The sequence below is a fragment of the Sphingobacterium sp. CZ-2 genome (genome assembly GCF_004526235.1).
GTDB classification, from domain to species: Bacteria; Bacteroidota; Bacteroidia; order Sphingobacteriales; family Sphingobacteriaceae; genus Sphingobacterium; species Sphingobacterium tenebrionis.
The window spans coordinates 73141-90883 of sequence record NZ_CP038159.1 but is presented as its reverse complement, the minus strand read 5'-3'; the positions used below and the strand labels follow the sequence as shown (position 1 = coordinate 90883).

9 protein-coding genes are annotated in these 17743 nt (G+C 39.0%); 8 read left to right on the top strand and 1 reads right to left on the bottom strand.

Going from position 1 to position 17743, the window contains the following annotated elements; all coding sequences use genetic code 11:
- The first annotated feature begins 334 nt into the window (after positions 1-334).
- From E3D81_RS00375 to E3D81_RS00360, 4 genes are read left to right on the top strand one after another with little or no spacing between them, the layout of a single operon-like run.
- The gene (locus tag E3D81_RS00375) at positions 335-3457 is read left to right on the top strand and encodes a SusC/RagA family TonB-linked outer membrane protein (RefSeq protein WP_134776038.1); all 3123 of its coding nucleotides are present in this window, start codon (positions 335-337) and stop codon (positions 3455-3457) included.
- Between the two features lie 16 nt (positions 3458-3473).
- Positions 3474-5429 carry a RagB/SusD family nutrient uptake outer membrane protein gene (locus tag E3D81_RS00370; RefSeq protein ID WP_134776037.1) on the top strand — a complete coding sequence of 652 codons (1956 nt, stop codon included), beginning with the start codon at positions 3474-3476 and terminating at the stop codon, positions 5427-5429.
- A gap of 28 nt (positions 5430-5457) precedes the next feature.
- Complete coding sequence (locus E3D81_RS00365) at positions 5458-6732, top strand: DUF4959 domain-containing protein (RefSeq protein WP_099365758.1); 1275 nt, start codon at positions 5458-5460, stop codon at positions 6730-6732.
- Positions 6733-6741: 9 nt separating this feature from the next.
- Positions 6742-8415 carry a DUF4998 domain-containing protein gene (locus E3D81_RS00360; protein WP_209023086.1) on the top strand — a complete coding sequence of 558 codons (1674 nt, stop codon included), beginning with the start codon at positions 6742-6744 and terminating at the stop codon, positions 8413-8415.
- 114 nt (positions 8416-8529) lie between these two features.
- On the opposite strand, the gene E3D81_RS00355 is transcribed toward E3D81_RS00360, so the two are convergent.
- Positions 8530-9084, bottom strand: coding sequence for a hypothetical protein (locus E3D81_RS00355; protein ID WP_134776036.1), 555 nt, complete (start codon positions 9082-9084; stop codon positions 8530-8532).
- Between the two features lie 582 nt (positions 9085-9666).
- On the opposite strand from E3D81_RS00355, the gene E3D81_RS00350 reads away from it, so the two are divergent.
- The 4 genes from E3D81_RS00350 to E3D81_RS00335 are packed head-to-tail and all read left to right on the top strand — an operon-like array spanning position 9667 to position 17741.
- Complete coding sequence (locus E3D81_RS00350) at positions 9667-11481, top strand: fasciclin domain-containing protein (protein WP_209023085.1); 1815 nt, start codon at positions 9667-9669, stop codon at positions 11479-11481.
- Between the two features lie 56 nt (positions 11482-11537).
- The gene (locus E3D81_RS00345; RefSeq protein ID WP_245153252.1) at positions 11538-14723 is read left to right on the top strand and encodes a SusC/RagA family TonB-linked outer membrane protein; all 3186 of its coding nucleotides are present in this window, start codon (positions 11538-11540) and stop codon (positions 14721-14723) included.
- Between the two features lie 21 nt (positions 14724-14744).
- Complete coding sequence (locus E3D81_RS00340) at positions 14745-16271, top strand: RagB/SusD family nutrient uptake outer membrane protein (protein WP_134776033.1); 1527 nt, start codon at positions 14745-14747, stop codon at positions 16269-16271.
- A gap of 21 nt (positions 16272-16292) precedes the next feature.
- On the top strand, positions 16293-17741 hold the full coding sequence (locus tag E3D81_RS00335; protein WP_134776032.1) for a fasciclin domain-containing protein: 1449 nt from the start codon (positions 16293-16295) through the stop codon (positions 17739-17741).
- Positions 17742-17743: the final 2 nt, after the last annotated feature.

Here is a 17743-nt window from a genome sequence, read left to right as displayed (position 1 = left end):
ACCATGAACGCCCATTTTAAAAAAACCTGCATATCAGCACTATCTAGATTAAACAAATTAATCCATGGTTAGTGTTTTATACAAAAATGAATATCTTCCTTTTCGTTTATTGAATTTCGAAACATAAAATAAGGCAAATCCATCTTTTAGCCCCTCCAAACCTATTTTTCAAAACAAAAAGCAAGGTTAATAAACCTTTAATAATTTTTTAATGATTATTTTCTTTGTTTATATAAGCTTTATCAATAACTTTAAAACAACAACCGAATAAAAACTTATTTACCTAGGATAAACATATTACATCCTAAAATTTTAAACCTATCTAACTTATTTTATGGAAAAACCTCAAAACAAGCTGTTGGTTTTACTCATTTTTCTTACGTTGCCATTTCTTTCCATGGCCCAGCGTCAAATTACCGGTGTGGTAAAAAACGCAACAAATGGGGCTCCGATAGAGGGGGTCAGCGTATCGAAAAACCAAGTACCACAGACAGCGACCAATTCCAATGGAGAGTTTCAAGTGACGGCCAATATAGGCGATAGCCTATCTTTTACCGGCGTTGGTTTCAAAAAGATTTCCCAAGTGGTAGATGCCCGAAACATCATGGAAATTACCATGTTCGAGGACGGCAGCGACATTGAGGAAGTAACCGTTGTAGCTTTTGGAACACAGAAGAAAACCAGTGTCGTGGGAGCTATCACAACGGTTAAAGCCGCAGATCTAAAGATCCCGGCATCCAACCTGACCGGCTCTTTTGCCGGAAAGATACCTGGCGTTATTTCCTATCAAACGTCGGGTGAACCAGGAGCAGACAATGCCCAGTTCTTCATCCGCGGGGTAACCACCTTCGGATACCAAGCCTCTCCGTTGATCTTGATCGATGGTTTTGAAGCCTCCGTTGATAACCTAGCCCGCTTACAACCTGATGATATCGAAAGTTTTTCCATTTTAAAGGATGCATCCGCTACGGTATTATACGGTGCCCGTGGAGCAAATGGTATCATCATGGTGACCACAAAAGCTGGTCGTGAAGGGCCGGTATCTGTGAATGCACGTGTGGATGTAAATACCGCCATGCCAACCAAGATGATCGATATGATCGACGGGGTGGAATACATGCGGTTGTACAACCAGGCCCGCATTACTCGTGACCCGGTGTTGGGCGCTTATTATTCCGAGCAGAAGATCCAGTCTACCTTGAACAATGAAAACCCAATGATCTATCCTAACATCAACTGGTACAACACCTTGTTCAATCCATCAACCACCAACACCAAAGCCAATGTGAACCTATCTGGCGGTGGACAGGTGGCCACTTATTACGTATCTACAGGATATGACAAGGAGTCGGGGTTATTGAAAGTGGATAGCCGAAATAATTTCAACAACAACATCGATATCAACCGGCTGTTTATCCGTTCGAATGTTATCTTCAAATTGACCAAAACCACCACGTTGGATACCCGTATCCAAGGTCGGTTTGAGCGCTATACCGGACCATATGCCTCTGCGAGTAACATCTTCCGAATGACCATGAACAGTAATCCGGTGGATTTTCCGGCCGTATATGAGCCAGATGCACAAAATGAATTTACAGAGCATACGCTCTTTGGAAATACATTCGTAACAGGTTCCCTAAAACAGAACCCTTATGCAGAAATGGTTAGGGGTTATGAGGACCGCAACGAAAGTAATATCGTGGCACAGGCTACTCTTTCCCAAGACCTTGCCTTCTTGACCGAAGGGCTGAAAATCCAAGGTAAGGCTTCGGTTAGTACCTGGAGCAAGTATTCCAGCCGCCGTAATTACAATCCTTTTTACTATGACCTGGAAAACTATAACCAGATCACTGGCGAATATACCCTATATCCCTTAAACCCAACAACCGGACAAGGATATTTAGGAGATGTGGTTCCGGGAAGAGATGCCAATGGTCATTATTACTTTGAGGCTCGCTTGAACTGGAACAGAAATTTCGGATTACATAATGTAGGCGCCATGACCGTAGGGATGATGGAAGAAAAGCTTCTTACCGCAGGAAACAGTTCATCCATCTATGAAACCTTACCTGAACGTAACATGGGTAACTCCGGACGTTTGACCTACGACTTTGACAACCGCTATTTTATGGAGCTCAGTTATGGCTTCAATGGTTCGGAAAAGTTCACCGGTGAAAAGCAATACGGGTTTTTCCCTTCCGCAGGTGTATCCTGGATGGTTTCCAATGAAAAGTTCTTCGAACCTTTAAAACCTTTCTTCAGCTCGTTGAAATTACGCGGAACCTGGGGTCTGGTGGGTAATGATGCCATCGCAGGACGTGCTGGTCGTTTCTTCTACCTTTCCGACATCAGTATGGGTGGCGGCGCTTACCGTTGGGGAACCAGCTTCATGAATTCCTATGGTGGCTATTCCGTAAACCGTTATGCCAACCCAGATATCACCTGGGAGCAATCAGAAAAATACAACTTCGGTATGGAAGCCAATTTCATGAACGAATCCCTAAAAATTACCGCCGACTTCTTTAAGGATATCCGTAGCAAGATCTATATGACGCGCCAGAACTTCCCTTCTTCAGCAGGTTTAGAGGCTAGCGTAAGTGGAAACGTAGGGAAAGCAAGTTCCCAAGGTTTCGATGGATCCGTTGATTACATGAAGAACTTCAATGAAAACTTCTGGTTATCCGGTCGTGCCAACTTTACCTATGCCGTTAATAAGTTATTGGAATTGGATGAGCGGGATTACCCAGACGCTTACCTAAAACGTCAAGGCCAGAATATTAACCTTCAATGGGGCCTATTGGCAGAACGCTTATTCGTTGATGAAAACGAAATCAACAACTCACCGCTTCAGGATTTCGGTGAATATATGGCAGGCGATATCAAATACAAAGACATCAATGGCGATGGGGTGATCAACAGCAACGACCGCATCCCAATGGGATACCCAACAGTACCAGAGATCCAATATGGTTTTGGTCTGTCCATGGGCTATAAGGCCTTCGACTTTTCATTCTTCTTCCAAGGGAACAAAAACGTATCGTTCTTCATCAATGCAACCAGCGAGTCCAACCTATCCACCGGTAATTTTGGTATTGCCCCTTTTGCAAACAGAAGAAATACCTTAGCTATCATTGCCAATGATTATTGGAGCGAAACCAATCCGAATACCCATGCTTTCTGGCCAAGACTGTCCACCGACCCGATTGAGAACAATATCCAACAATCTTCTTGGTGGTTGCGTGATGGATCCTTCCTTCGCCTGAAATCCGTTGAGGTCGGTTTCAGCCCGAAAACATTAAAACGTTTCGGTTTGAATCCAGGAAGCCGCATCTACTTTTCTGGAGAGAACCTTTTCGTAACCAGCCCATTCAAATTATGGGATCCGGAAATGGGAAGAAATGGATTGGGATACCCTCCTAACAAACGTTTCAACGTAGGTATTCAATTGACTTATTAATCTAAAGAACCGAGAAATGAAATCATTAAAATATATCATACTTGCAGCGACATTGGCATTGGGTTCTTGTAGCAAGTACCTCGATGTAGTACCCGATAACACGCTTCGATTGGAGGACATTTTCAACCTCAAGATCGATGCTTATAATGCTCTGGCAAAAGTATATAGCTATATGCCACAGGACGACAAGACCCACGTGACCAGCTGGACACTTGGGGATGAATGGATCGGCCGTCTGGACCTGAACAACACACAATCGAACCTGCGTGCCATCCGCATCATGCGCGGCCTGCAATCACAGACCAGCCCACAATTAGGCTTTTGGTCGGGAACCGAAGGAGGAAAACCATTGTATGTGGGCATTCGTCAGGCCGATGTCTTTCTGTCGAACATCGATAATGTGAAAGACATGACCGAGGGGGAAAGAAAAGATTGGAAAGCACAGGTCAAATTCCTAAAAGCGTATTATACCTTCCTTTTGGTGCAACGCTATGGACCGATTGTCATCCCAGATAAAATGGCAACTCCAGAATCTACCAAAGAGGAACTTTTCATTCCAAGAAAGAAAGTGGAGGATTGTTTTAATTATATCTTAACCTTAATGGAGGAAGCGATTCCAGATCTTGTAGAAAGAGCCACTTCCAACAACTTGGGTCAGGTAGATCAGGTAGTCGCCAAAGCGATCAAAGCGAGGGTACTGTTCTTCCGAGCCAGCCCATTCTTCAATGGTAACCGCGAATACTTCGGCGATTTCTACGATAAGGATGGCCAACCGTTCTTCCCTTTGGAGGAAAATAGGGAAAAATGGAAAGAAGCATTGGATGCCATCAACGAATCCATTGCCTTATGCGAGGCCAATGGCATCGGGCTCTACCATTACGAAAAAGAACCGTTTATCTACGATCGGGAGGCATTTGCAAGCAACAAAGATCGTATGCAAAAACTATACGATTTAAGGATGTTGATCGTAGATCCTTGGAACAAGGAATTGGTTTGGGCGAACTCCAACCTTGACTATTACGAACAAGGGGAACTGGCGCATTCTTCCAACATCCGTCTGCCGGAAGGATACGGAGATGGGGTGGTCAATACCGCCACCTTCTCCTGGCAATGGATGGCAGCGACCTATCAGATGGCCGAGCGTTATTATACCGAGAACGGATTACCTATCGATCAGGATCTATCCTATGACTACAACAACCGTCATGAGATCATCCGCACACCAGGAGCCGCTGAACTAGACTACAACCATTGGAACGGCTATATGCAGCCCGGTGCAGAGACCATCAAACTCTACATGAACAGGGAACCACGGTTTTATGCCAACTTGGGGATTACAGCAGGATATTGGAGGGGACATGCCGTAAGGATCAACACCATGATGTACGGAAATGCTCATGGGGGATATAATTCTTCCCAACATACCACGGATTTCCTGACCACAGGTATAGGGACCCAAAAGTTCGTTCATCCGGAGTCCCAATCGGGGGCTTGGCAGCGTACGATCAAGTTTCCATATCCTATCATCCGTATGGCCGATCTATACTTGATGAAAGCGGAAGCGATGAATGAGTATACCGGACCATCCCAAGCGGTGTATGATGAGATCAACAAGATCCGTAATCGCGCTGGCGTACCGAATGTGGAAGATGTTTGGTCAGATCCATCCTTGGCAAGAACCGTTGGAAAACACCAGACCAAAGAAGGTTTGCGAGATATCATTCTTGAAGAAAGAAGTATTGAATTTGCATTCGAGGGTATTCATTTCTGGGATATGTGGCGTCACAAAAGGGCGACTTCGGCATTCTCCTCGCCTATTTGGGGATGGACGCATACCGGAACCACCGGGTCAACATTCTTTGTCCTAGAGGTAAAACAAGAGCGTAGATTCACCATCACGGATTGTCTATGGCCAATCAGTTTAAATGAAATGAACACGAATGGACAACTTATTCAAAATCCAGGATGGTAATTCCATTCAACACTTATTCAGAAAGATCATGAAAAAATTAGCTATAAATATTCTATCCCTCCTAGTCGGAATAGCCGTTCTTTCTTCCTGTAAGGAAGTGGAGCGCTTCAAGCCGAACAGTGATGATAGCACCCCTCCAGGAAAAGTAACCCTAAAGACCTACAAACCTCTTTATGGGGGTGCGCGATTTTATTATACCCTGCCCAATGATGAGGATTTAATGGGTGTCGAAGCGATTTATACCAATCCGAAAGGAAAGAAATTCACCTTTGCCGCTTCTTATTTCACGGACTCCCTGGATGTCTATGGGTTTCCAAGCACAGACGAGTATTCGGTTCAGTTATTTGCCGTGGATCGTACAGGGAATCGATCGGAGGCATTGGATGTAAAGGTCAATCCTCTGGAGCCCGCCTTCAGTAGGGTGGCGAACTCCTTACAGGTAAAACCGGGTTTCAGCTCCTTCTTTTTAGATTGGGAAAATGAATTGATGCAGAACATCAATGTGTATGTGGATTTCACTTTTCCACAGAATGGCGAAACCAGAACCCTGACTTCGGTTTTCTCTTCCAATCTGGAAAAGGACCGCCGTTTTATCAACGACCTCTTTCTTAATCCATCAGAGAAAGTGGATGTGAAGGTTCGGGTAGAAGATACCTATGGAAACATCACAGAAACAATCGACAAGGGGCAGATTTCCCTTTATGAGGATAATAAGATCGAAAAGAGCGCCTGGGTTCTTCCAAACCCGAACGATTCCATTGGAGGAGTTCCAATGGTTTTTGGTAATGGCTATGAAGGTAGGAACCGGTATGTGATCGATGATATCATTGACCGTGGCGATAACCTGAATTTTATGCACACCAATAGCCGTGGAAAGACCGGAAAGACCGCAGACGGGAATATGCCTTGGAACTTTATCATTGATCTGGGTGCTCATTACGAACTCAGTCGGATTATCACGGTTCAGCGTCACTCTGGAGGTTTGGCCAATATCAATCGCGGGCAATACTACCGGAACGAAAATGTCGGATTGTACAACATGTACATCTGGGATGATGCGACCAATTCTTGGGAATTTGTTTCCCAGAACAAGATCATCGTTCCTTTGGGACTGAGTGAACTGGAGTTTGTGAAAAAGGGCGAAGCCGGCGACATGGCCTATATGTATCCGGATGAACCTGCCTATACCAAACCAACACGTTGGTTCCGGTACGAAGCGGTCAAGAGTTTCAACGGAAATTATACGCTGGATGATGCCAACTGTCTTTCGGAGATTACACTTTATGGTAAAAAATCTAATTAACCTGCAATTATGAAAAAGATATCAAGCAAAATCGGAAGCTACTTCTTCATGTTTGGGGTATTGGCGGCCATGTTTTCCTGTAAGGGCATGTATGATAACATTGAACCCTATTCGAATGAGGTGGTCTATCCGGCAAAATACGACACTATTGTTAGTAAAATAGGTTATGAGCGGGTGGAATTGGATCTGATGAAAGCAGGACGCGTTCCTTCCAGCCAGATCTCCATGGGAAAATCCAGCAAGACCATCGTGGAATATGACGACAAACAAATTGTAATCGACTCCTTGGTTTCCTGGGTAAATGTGGTAAACCTGACCCAGCCGAAGTTATACCGGATCAAGGTCTATACCATCGACGAGTTCAACAATAAATCGGTTCCTCAGACCATCGCGGTAATTCCTTATACGAAAGGGGATGTGGATAACTTAGTGGTTGCCTCTCCCCGGATCCTAACTTCGCCATCTGCCGCGGTATTGGATTGGACCACGTCCCTATCCTCTATCCTTTTGGACTATAACAGCATGAAGTATGAGTACACAGATAAAAGCGGTACGAAGGTTACAGGATATAAGGAGGGAAACCCACGGATCTTTGCGGCGAACCTCAACGCCGGACAGCCTTTCAATATCCAATTGACCTACAATATTGTACCAAAGGTGAATGGGAAACCGATCTTGGATTCCGTACAATTGGTTAGTCCATTGACGATCAATATGCCAACGGGTTCAACGCCATTTAATGCGGCCGAACGGGATATCCTTGCCGCCAACGGGGTTACTACCTTCACTGCGGATGGCGTAGCTTCCATCAAAAAGCTGACTTTCCCGGTACATACCAACACCCTGCAGGATCTTTTCTATTTCTCCGGAGTGGAGGAGCTGGATTTGACAGGTGGTGATATTTTTGACCTGAAAACCCAGGCATACAATCGCAACAGCATCAGCAAAACTATTGGAGGGGGTGATTATTTACCTTTTATTCGGAAAGTAACGCCGATTACAGATGCGAATGCACAGACCATGGTGGATCTCTTGACATTAGGCTTGATCAAAAAGGTAAAATATGTGCCAAATTCCATGGGTATCGACCATTTGCTGCAGCCTTTTGAAGCAGCTGGGGTCATTGAATATGTAACTGTTCCTAACGAATCGCTGATCCCAATGAATTTCTTCTTGGACGGTAAGATTCAGGATGCTAACAGCTGGGCACTTGATCTTGTGAATCCTGCCACATCATATCCTGCAGGTACAGGTATTGTGAACCCCATCAAGGCTACGATGAAAGGAAAGAACGGAACATTCGTGTTTGTGCTTCCTAAGGAGTACCGTTTTAACCTGCCGGAATATCGTTTCTTGAAATTCAAGGTCTATTCGCCTGCAAAATCTGCAATTAGTGGGGTATATGCACCTTATCAGAGGTTATGGCCACGGTTCATGAATTATTTATGGGCTTTTAATACGGAAAGTACATTTGGTCAGGAATTGTGGAACACCAATGCGAACGATTATAAGATCGCAGATGAGAATTTGCAGAAGTGGACTGATGTTACGATTGATCTGAATACGTTGATGAACCGTCATACGAGGGTGATCGCGATGAATATCGGTGGCGAACCATCATTGACGTTTAATCCGCCAGCGGAAATAACCTATTACTTTGCGAATTTTAGGTTCTCAAAATAGCAATTTCATAATCTTAATAAAATGTGTTTGAAAGGTGCAGTCGGGAGATTGCACCTTTTGTATTTGATCTATTAGGTTTTTTGCTTTTGACTTATTGCTTGATTAATTTTCATCTTATGGTTTTGATTCCTTCAATCTTAATTGAACCATCCAATGGTTGGGATTTGCTTTAATGACTTCCTGTTTTAAGCTTTCATCTTTTTTGGCCATGGCCTGATAGACTTTTAATGGAATGGCATTGGGATAGATTTCCCTGGCATTATCTACTAATGTCTCTGCCTCTTTATATCGTTTATCCGCATTATAGGCTTCTGCTTGATAGATATACAGGATAACTGGAAGTTTGCCATAAATTTCGTTTACTTCCATGTTCAGTGCCTCTATTAGATCAACCTGAAATTTAGAGTTGTTTTTGGCCTGCGGATTTGATATATAATTCTGATAACCAAAAAACAATTTTATTAAATGGGAGTTCCTAGATTTTTCATCACGTAATAGTTCGCCTACTTTTTTAATAGACGGCATTTGCTGGTTGATGGTATCCGCCTGTAACATCTCTTCAAATAGATCATCGAAGACTTGGTAGACTGTCTTGTCATTTCCATCGATAATAGTGGTTTTTCTGGGGGAGTCTACTTTCTGTTGTATTTGCAAAATTGCCTTCAGCATTGCAAAATAAAGGGGTTAGTAGGATAAATAAAGAGATTAATCTTAACATGTTAGTTTTTTTAAGGTATGGGTTAAAACTAAGCAAAAAGAAAAGGAGAAATGATGGGATGTTTTAGACTTAACAATTAAATAATTGTGGATTATAAACCTAACTTATAAGACTGCTCATTATTCGTTTCCAACTTAACTTCACAAAATTAATTAAAACTAAAAGATTAATTTCCTTTAAAATAAATACCGAAAGGCTAAGCAACCATAATCACAATACTATATAACTATTAGTAAAAAATTAAAAAACAATTTGATAATATAAAAATAAAATTCAAAGCCTTGATTTTTTAAAAGTAATATTTATATTTGTAGTACATAACAACATTAATATAATTTATATTCGTTGATTATGAATCAATTATAACAAACAAAAGATATTATAAACCTAAGTAAATTGCTATGCATACTACTATTTTACGTTGTTATACTTTATTATTGATATTGAGTCTGATGACCTTGTGCGCCTGTAACAAAACCTTCGACACATATTATGATCCCGAAAGCACTTTAGGCAACAACATCCTCGAGGTTTTGGAAGAAAAAGGAGAATTCAAACTTTTTATTTCATTAATTGATCGTGCCAATTTGAGAAAATCCTTAAGTGAATCTGCTATATATACTTGTTTGGCTCCAAAAGACGAATTTTTAAACGCATATTTTTTGGATGAACTCAACTATAATTCCTTAGACCAGGTACCTATTACCGAAGTTAGGGCCTATATTAATTATCATTTTATTAATGGAATGTATTATACTTATGATCTTGAAAAACGATACACCTCTACAGAAAACCTTATTAACAAGAGTAGGGTAACTAATTATAAAACTAGATCTGAAGGAAAAAATATTGGAAAAAATATTAGAATTTTTTCACCTTCTTTCTTTACTATACAAGGGGAAGATTTTGAATTTAACTATCAAAAAAAAGGGGATAAATCTTTTTATATAGAAGGAGTAAAAATATCCACTTCACAATGTGATATTGGAGCTAGAAATGGTGTCATTCATATTCTGGACTCCCCATTATTTCCAAGTTTACGGACTGATTTAGCCATTTCCGAAGACCCAGATCTTTCCATTTTTAGCAGTTGGATTGAAAGACATTCTCAGTATGTTCTTGGAGAAGTAGACGAACAAGGAAATGTAGATACAACATTATATAAAAACTTTTCCTTTGGGCGAAATTTAGCTGATGAAAACACGCTATCTACATTATTCGCTCCTACTGATGATGCGATTAAAAAATATTTCGAACCTTATATGGATCTTATAGATAACACATTAGACTCCGTTCCTAAACATGTGATGTATTCTCTAATCCGCTCTTCAGTACATGCTAATCTATGGTACCATTCAGACTTAGTAAGAAACCAACCCCAATGGAATGCATTAACAGGTTACATTCTATTTGGCAATCCTGTATTAGAATCTATTATTGGAACAACCCCGGCAAGTAATTCATTTATTTATAAAACTAACCGAGTAATGGAATCTCCAGAAATGAGCAGCGTTCGTTCAGGTATCATGATGAAATATAAAATATACAACCAATGGTATTGGATGATGACAAATAAAGGATTAGGCGCTGGAATTGTGGATGTATTGTTTTATCAGCATAGTCCAAAAACACTCTTAGTTCAAAGCGATGAAATATGGGGTTCCCCTTTTGCTCAAGATATGGATCAGATACAATTAGAGAAAAGATTAAAAGAGTGTAGAGCGGGAATATTTCATTTTAATGTCCTTACTGACGGTGGATTTAAAAAACGATTTTATCCTACAGATGAAGGCTATATCTTATTTGACGATAATAAATTTTTTGATCACACTGGACATTCCGTGAATCTAATTACCAAAAGCCCTGTTTGGGAAAAACCAACTGGTTCTATATATGAAATTGATGGGTTTTTAAATCCATTGGATAGGTTAGATATTAATAATACTGTTTGGAAAAAAATCCAGTCTAACAGCAATTTATCATCCTTTAAAGCCATTGTTGATAAAGCCTTAATGGCCGGAGAACTTCAGCTCACAGGATTCTTTACCTATTCTGTTTTTGCACCTTCCAATGCGGCGCTTTCAGCTGCAGGCATAAGCCCTTCTAGTTTAACAGCTGAGGCTGCTAAAAACCTGATTAATAGACATATTGTAACAAACAGGCATTTATTTACTGATGGTGTTTTCACAGGTCAACTAACTAATAAAAAAGGAGAATATTTAACCTTTTCTGGTGCATGGAATACTTTCTCAATTCAATTTCAAAATAATGTGGCATACCCTATACCTTCTTCAAGCAATGTACAAGGAAGTAATGGCGTACTACACGTAATAAATAAAGTGTTATAATAATTTACCTGACCGTTATGTACAAACTTACTCGTTGGTGCTGTATTCTAATTTTCATGATACAACTCATGACTCAAAATGCATTTGCTTTGCAAAAGCAATTAATAGGGAAAGTTTATGATCAATCACAAACAAATCCATTTGGACAAGTCTCCATTCTATTTGTCAACAACAATGATCTAATCTTAAGTGCACATAAAAGCGAAGAGGATGGAAGTTTTCAAGTAAACATACCAGCAAATGCAACAAAAGTTGTCTTTTCAAATGTAGGTTATTTAAAACAAGAGATTAAGCTTTCAAATGTATCTTCCTCTTTAACCATTATTATGATGGTTGATAAAAAACAGATTGAAGAAGTTGAAATCGTCGCAACTTCAAAACCAAATGCTGATTTAGGCTTTGTGAATATAAATAAGAGAGAACTCTCGAGTTCTATTGCTTCAGTAGACATGAAAGGGATAGAAAATCTTCCAGTAGTCTCTGTTGATCAATTTTTACAAGGGATGGCGCCTGGTCTTCAGGTAGTATCAAACAGTGGTGATCCTGGTGCAGCTGCCTCTATACGTATCAGAGGGATATCCAGTATATCTGGAATTAATGATCCATTATGGATAATTGATGGTGCAGAAGTAATAGGAAATAATTACTCTGTACAGAGTATATCAGATTTTGGGTTTAGTCCCATCGGCGACCTTGACCCTGCGGATATAGCTTCAATAGATATTTTAAAGGATGCATCTGCTACTGCATTATATGGCTCAAAAGGAGCGAATGGTGTAATTGTAATCCGAACGAAAAGAGGCAAAAGAGGAAAACCTATTTTCAATTTTAATGGCCGTTTTACAATTTCGGAAGTTCCTCGCACTATCCCAATGTTAAATGGTGATGAACATCGTATTTATTCCATTGAGCGTTGGACAGGGGGAAATGATAATGGTACTGCTCTTCCAGAGCTAAGAGGCGATTTAACACGTGCAGATGCTTGGAAATTTAACAACAATACCAATTGGATAGATGCGATAACTAGAACAGGAATATACCAGCAATATAACACATCATTAAGTGGTGGTGGTGATCGAATAAATTATTATTGGGGATTAGGTTATACCAATCAATATGGAACAACAAAAGGTACCGGATATGATCGATTTAACACTCGGTTCAATCTAAATTATCGTGTCTCTGATAAATTTGCTGTAACAGCAGATTTGACATATACCAATTCCCTAACTGATAAACGTGGCACAAAGCATCCATATAACATAAATGGAGACAACGAAATGAATCCATTACGAATTGCAAGGCAAATTCCTGCCTATTTTCCTATGTATTCTAAAAATGGATTAGACCATTTTGTGGATCGGGATGCCACTTCAGTATCTTTCTATTCAAGATATAACCCTTTGGCTATCATCGATTATTCACAATTTTTATCTAAAGCAAACAGGCTAATGGCTTCAACAAGTCTTAATTACAAAGTACTTGAAAACTTAGAATTCAACATGCAAGTTTCTACCGATTTTCGTGAAGCATCTGACGATTATTTTTTGCCAAGCTTTGCAACAGATGCTATCCCTGGTGAGAGTTTTTATAACGCTGGTCTTCAGTCGGAAGGTTACCAATTATTGGTAAACAATGTAAACAAATTATTATGGAAACCAATAACTTCAGAAAATCATCGCTTAACAATTACGGGGGTGGCAAACCTTAGTATGGACAAAAGTAATAATATGGAAATACGCTATTTCAATGGCGGTTCACCACATTTAAAATCCGCAGATGCATCTGCAAGGATATCTTCTATTAGCGGCGGTTTTTCTGATCAACGATATATAGGCATGTTCATTCAAGGGCATTACGCCTTAATGGACAGATATTTTATTACTGCAACTGCAAAATCTGAAGGTGATTCAAGATATGGAAGTAAAAATGCTTATACCGTATTTCCTGCTATTGGTGCTGCTTGGGATCTAACAAGAGAAAAAGTCTTCGAAAAACTACCCTGGATTTCATCCCTTAAGCCTCGGTTTGCCTTTGGAATTACAGGAAACCTTCCAAGAATTAATAATATATATGACATAGCATATGCAACAAGAGAGGGATATTTAGGCGAAACTTATATTTATCCGGATAAGTTTGCGTATGAAAACATCAAAGAGGAAAGAACAACAGAGTACAATTTAGGCTTAGACTTTGGTTTCTTAAAGGATAGAATAAGTGGACAATTTGATATTTATAAAAAAACAACCAACGATCTTCTTTTAAAAGAAACGCTGTCAAGTACTTTAGGTTATGAAAACCAATTTGTGAATTTCGGAAAAGTAGAAAATTCAGGAATTGAACTTGGGATTACCATTGATGTTTTAAAGGCACAAAAAGATAAGCCACGATTAAAATCCTTTTTTAACATTGCACTTAATCGAAATAGACTCATTGAATTGCCAACTAATTTTGATGCCTCTTCATTCTCCGCAACTCGAAATGGATTCGCCTCCAAATTACAGGAAGGAGATGTTATCGGTGCGTTTTATGGCTATAAAGCTTTGGGAGTTTATGCTCATGATGAAGACGCTTATTTAAAGGATCCACTAGGAAATTTAATATTTGAAGCAGACGGAGTAACACCGAAAATAATGAGATATGGTTCTGTAACCGGGCACCAGTTTCAAGGGGGAGATATGATTTATGAAGATCTAAATGGTGATGGGATAATCAACCAACTTGACCGAGTACAGATCGGAAATGCCAATCCAACTTTTTTTGGTGGATGGAATAATACGCTTGGGTATAAACAATTTACCTTGGCATTAAACCTTCAATATCAATTTGGCAATGACATTATCAATGGTTCTCGAATCATAATGGAAGAAATGTCTGATTCCAAAAATCAAGCACAATCCATTCTTTCCAGATGGCGAAGACAGGGAGATAAAACGGATATGCCCAGGGCCCAACCAAGTAGCGATTGGAACCGGATAGCTTCCTCGCGTTGGGTAGAAGACGGTTCATATGTGCGATTAAAATCTTTGTCATTTACTTATGAAGCCAATGATCTTTTAAAAAAATGGGGAATTAGACAATTAAGCCTATTTGTTACCGGATTTAATTTACTCACTTGGACAAATTACCTAGGTGTAGATCCAGAAGTCCCAATAAAAGGCTCTGTTTACCTCTTCGGAATCGATGATAATTACACGGCTCCACCTAAACAATATACTTTTGGCTTTAGGTTTAATTTATAATGAATAATAAAAAATTATAGCATGAATCGATTAATTATATGTTTCCTGGCCATTTTTTCCTACTCACTACTTTCCTGTGATAAGTTTTTAGATGTTGAAGTTCCAGACAATTTGGTACATGATGAATATTGGCAAAATAGAGAACAGGTTCTAGCATCACGAAATGGCATGTATGCTACTCTTCATAACAACATCAATATATTTCAAGTTTGGGGCGACATAAGATCTAGTCTATATACCCCTGGTCCTGGATCTTCGTTTAGCAACGATTATCGACAGTTCATGGTACATGACATTTATCCGACAAATGGTTTAGTTCGTTGGGCATCAGTATATACGGGAATTAACTGGATAAATTCATTTATTAAAAATGCCCCAACCGCCCTACAAAATGATCAGACATTTAAAGAAAGTGAACTTCAAATGTTCATGGGAGAAGCTTATGCTTTACGTGCGTTGAATTATTTCTATTTAATTCGAGCCTTTAAAGAAGTTCCAATCATGGAAGAACCTTATGAATCAGATGCTCAAATATTCAATACAGCGGCCCATGCAGAAGAAGAAGTACTAAACTTTATAGAAAAGGATCTGGAAAAGGCCTTAGCTAATACTGCCTCAGATTTTGAGAATATTAATGATCGCTTTGGTCGAATAACCAAAAATGCAGTTAGAGCAATTTGGGCTGATGTTAAACTTTGGAGAAATCAATACCAAGAAAGCCTTGAATTGTGCGAGTCTTTAGAAGACTACAAATCTAAGCTTGTGGATCCTCAAGATTGGTTTAGCATATTTAATCCAGGAAACTCGAGTGAAAGTATATTTGAATATCAATACTTACAGACAGGTTTCTCTTCTCCAATATACGGTTGGTTTGCAAATTTTCAACCTACTAGTGCTGGCGCCAAATATCTTGCAAACTCTATCAACATTGAAATTGATGGCCTCGAACTTTATCCTCCCCAAGATCTTATCAATTGGAGTGCAGATACCATCCGCTTAAAAAATTATGCAGCCTTTAATATGACCCCTGTAAATTATTCAGCGGTGTCCGGATATGAGATATATAAAATGACTGGACAAACTCCTTATGTTCCAAGTTATAGACCTTCGGGAGGAAGAAACATGAATTATATCTTTTACCGATATAGAGAAATTCTTTTTATCGAAGCAGAAGCATTAGCCCAACTTGGAAGATATGCAGAAGCTGAGGAAAGAATAAATTTAATCCGAAAGCATTGTGATATTCCTGCCTTAACCCCTGGAGCAATGGGAACTGATGTAGAATTTATGCGATTTCTGTTAATGGAACGAGAATTCGAACTGGGATTTGAAGGAAAAGAATGGTTCGCTGCAGTACGTATAGCGCGTAGGCCAGGAATGGAAAGTGTATTGTTAGAAAAAACTGCAGAAAATAATTCTTTAAAAATCCAATATCAGGTAATTAAAGCTCGTCTTCTGAATTCAGAAAGTTGGTTCTTGCCGTATCATGAAACAGAAATCGAAAATAATAAAGCATTAATTCAAAAGGATTATTACAAGAATAAATAAAAACATAAAATAAATTGAATCATGGTGAACCTCAAAAAGCTATATGTTTGGGTATTGATTTCAAGCTTTGCATTTTTAATCCACTTTGGGTGCAAGGATAAATATTCAGATATACGATACGATACAACTGATGAAATTCAGATCATGGATTTTCTAGATAGCAGCAAAACATTAAGTGTGTTCAAAGAATTGACAGAGTATGTCGGTCAGAGAAATTTATTGAAAACTGCAGGTTCTTATACTCTATTCGCTCCAAATAATTCGGCATTTGAAAAATTGTTTCAAACTCTAATTTTAGATGGAAAACCAATTAAAAAAATTAAAGACGCCCCTAAAGAATTCTGGATTTCATATTTTAAATACCATCTTCTGGATAAACGAATCAATACTAATGAATTTACTCACGGCCCATTACCTTCCCCAACATCCTATAGCTTAAAATATCTAATCGCCGATATTAGTGAATCATATAATGCCATTAAACTGAATAATGTGGCGACTATTGTCGAAAGCAATATAAATTTCAACAATGGATTTATCAATATTCTAGATGCCGTTTTACCTCCTCCTACATCTTCAATTTATGATATGCTAGTTGAAAGTGGAAAGTATAATACTATGCTGTCTATTTTTGAAGAAACAGATCTTACGAAATATCTAAAAGATAGCGTGGTTACTTTGTTAATCGAAACTGATGATGCTCTTAAAAAAAGCAATTTTGATAAAAATGAAATAGAAAATTTAAAAGATTGGGCATCTTACCATATTATCCCTGATTCTGGATATTATCTTAACCTATTAACTGCTCAAAGATTTTATCCATTATATAAAAAAGAGGCTCTTTCTTTTTCTGTAGATAACTATGGGAAATATCAAGTTAATGGAAAATTTAGCTTTAATCAATCTGCTAATTTTGGAATCGATAAAATTGGTCAAAATGGTATATATCATAGCTTAGACACTCCCCTTCAAATTACACCAGCAGTTCCTTCTAAAATAAGATTAAACCTATATCCCCCAGGAAGTAATTATGGAAAGCAAAATGTTTTTACTTCGCCACCAGCTTCCATAAGACTCAATAATGGGACTCAAAGTTATCATCAAGACAGAAAACTAATGATTGTTCAATTTGATGCCACTCAAGCTGGGGATTATTTTTGGCTTACAGTTCCAGATGTTCCTGCTGGTAAATATAGGATTAGAATTATGCAGCGAATGGCAGCAACAAGAGGAAAATTTATGACTATTTATAATGAGGAAATCGTCAAAGAATTAACGGATTTCGCCAAAAAAGATGGAGATTTTGAAGAGTACAGTTACTTTGTTTTTAATTATTGTGGAGATATTACAGTTCAAGAAAGATCTGACGTAAAATTGAATTTTGTATTTCTTGATTTTGGCACTAATAAATCTCCTGGTTATTGCTGTGACCTATTATTGGACATTCTGGAACTCATCCCTATAAATTAACC

Excerpts from the sequence above, each read along its gene's own strand:
- E3D81_RS00375 (WP_134776038.1), top strand. The coding sequence starts at position 335 with ATGGAAAAACCTCAAAACAAGCTGTTGGTTTTACTCATTTTTCTTACG.
- E3D81_RS00370 (WP_134776037.1), top strand. The coding sequence starts at position 3,474 with ATGAAATCATTAAAATATATCATACTTGCAGCGACATTGGCATTGGGT.
- E3D81_RS00365 (WP_099365758.1), top strand. The coding sequence starts at position 5,458 with ATGAAAAAATTAGCTATAAATATTCTATCCCTCCTAGTCGGAATAGCC.
- E3D81_RS00360 (WP_209023086.1), top strand. The coding sequence starts at position 6,742 with ATGAAAAAGATATCAAGCAAAATCGGAAGCTACTTCTTCATGTTTGGG.
- E3D81_RS00355 (WP_134776036.1), bottom strand. The coding sequence starts at position 9,084 with ATGCTGAAGGCAATTTTGCAAATACAACAGAAAGTAGACTCCCCCAGA.
- E3D81_RS00345 (WP_245153252.1), top strand. The coding sequence starts at position 11,538 with ATGATACAACTCATGACTCAAAATGCATTTGCTTTGCAAAAGCAATTA.
- E3D81_RS00340 (WP_134776033.1), top strand. The coding sequence starts at position 14,745 with ATGAATCGATTAATTATATGTTTCCTGGCCATTTTTTCCTACTCACTA.
- E3D81_RS00335 (WP_134776032.1), top strand. The coding sequence starts at position 16,293 with ATGGTGAACCTCAAAAAGCTATATGTTTGGGTATTGATTTCAAGCTTT.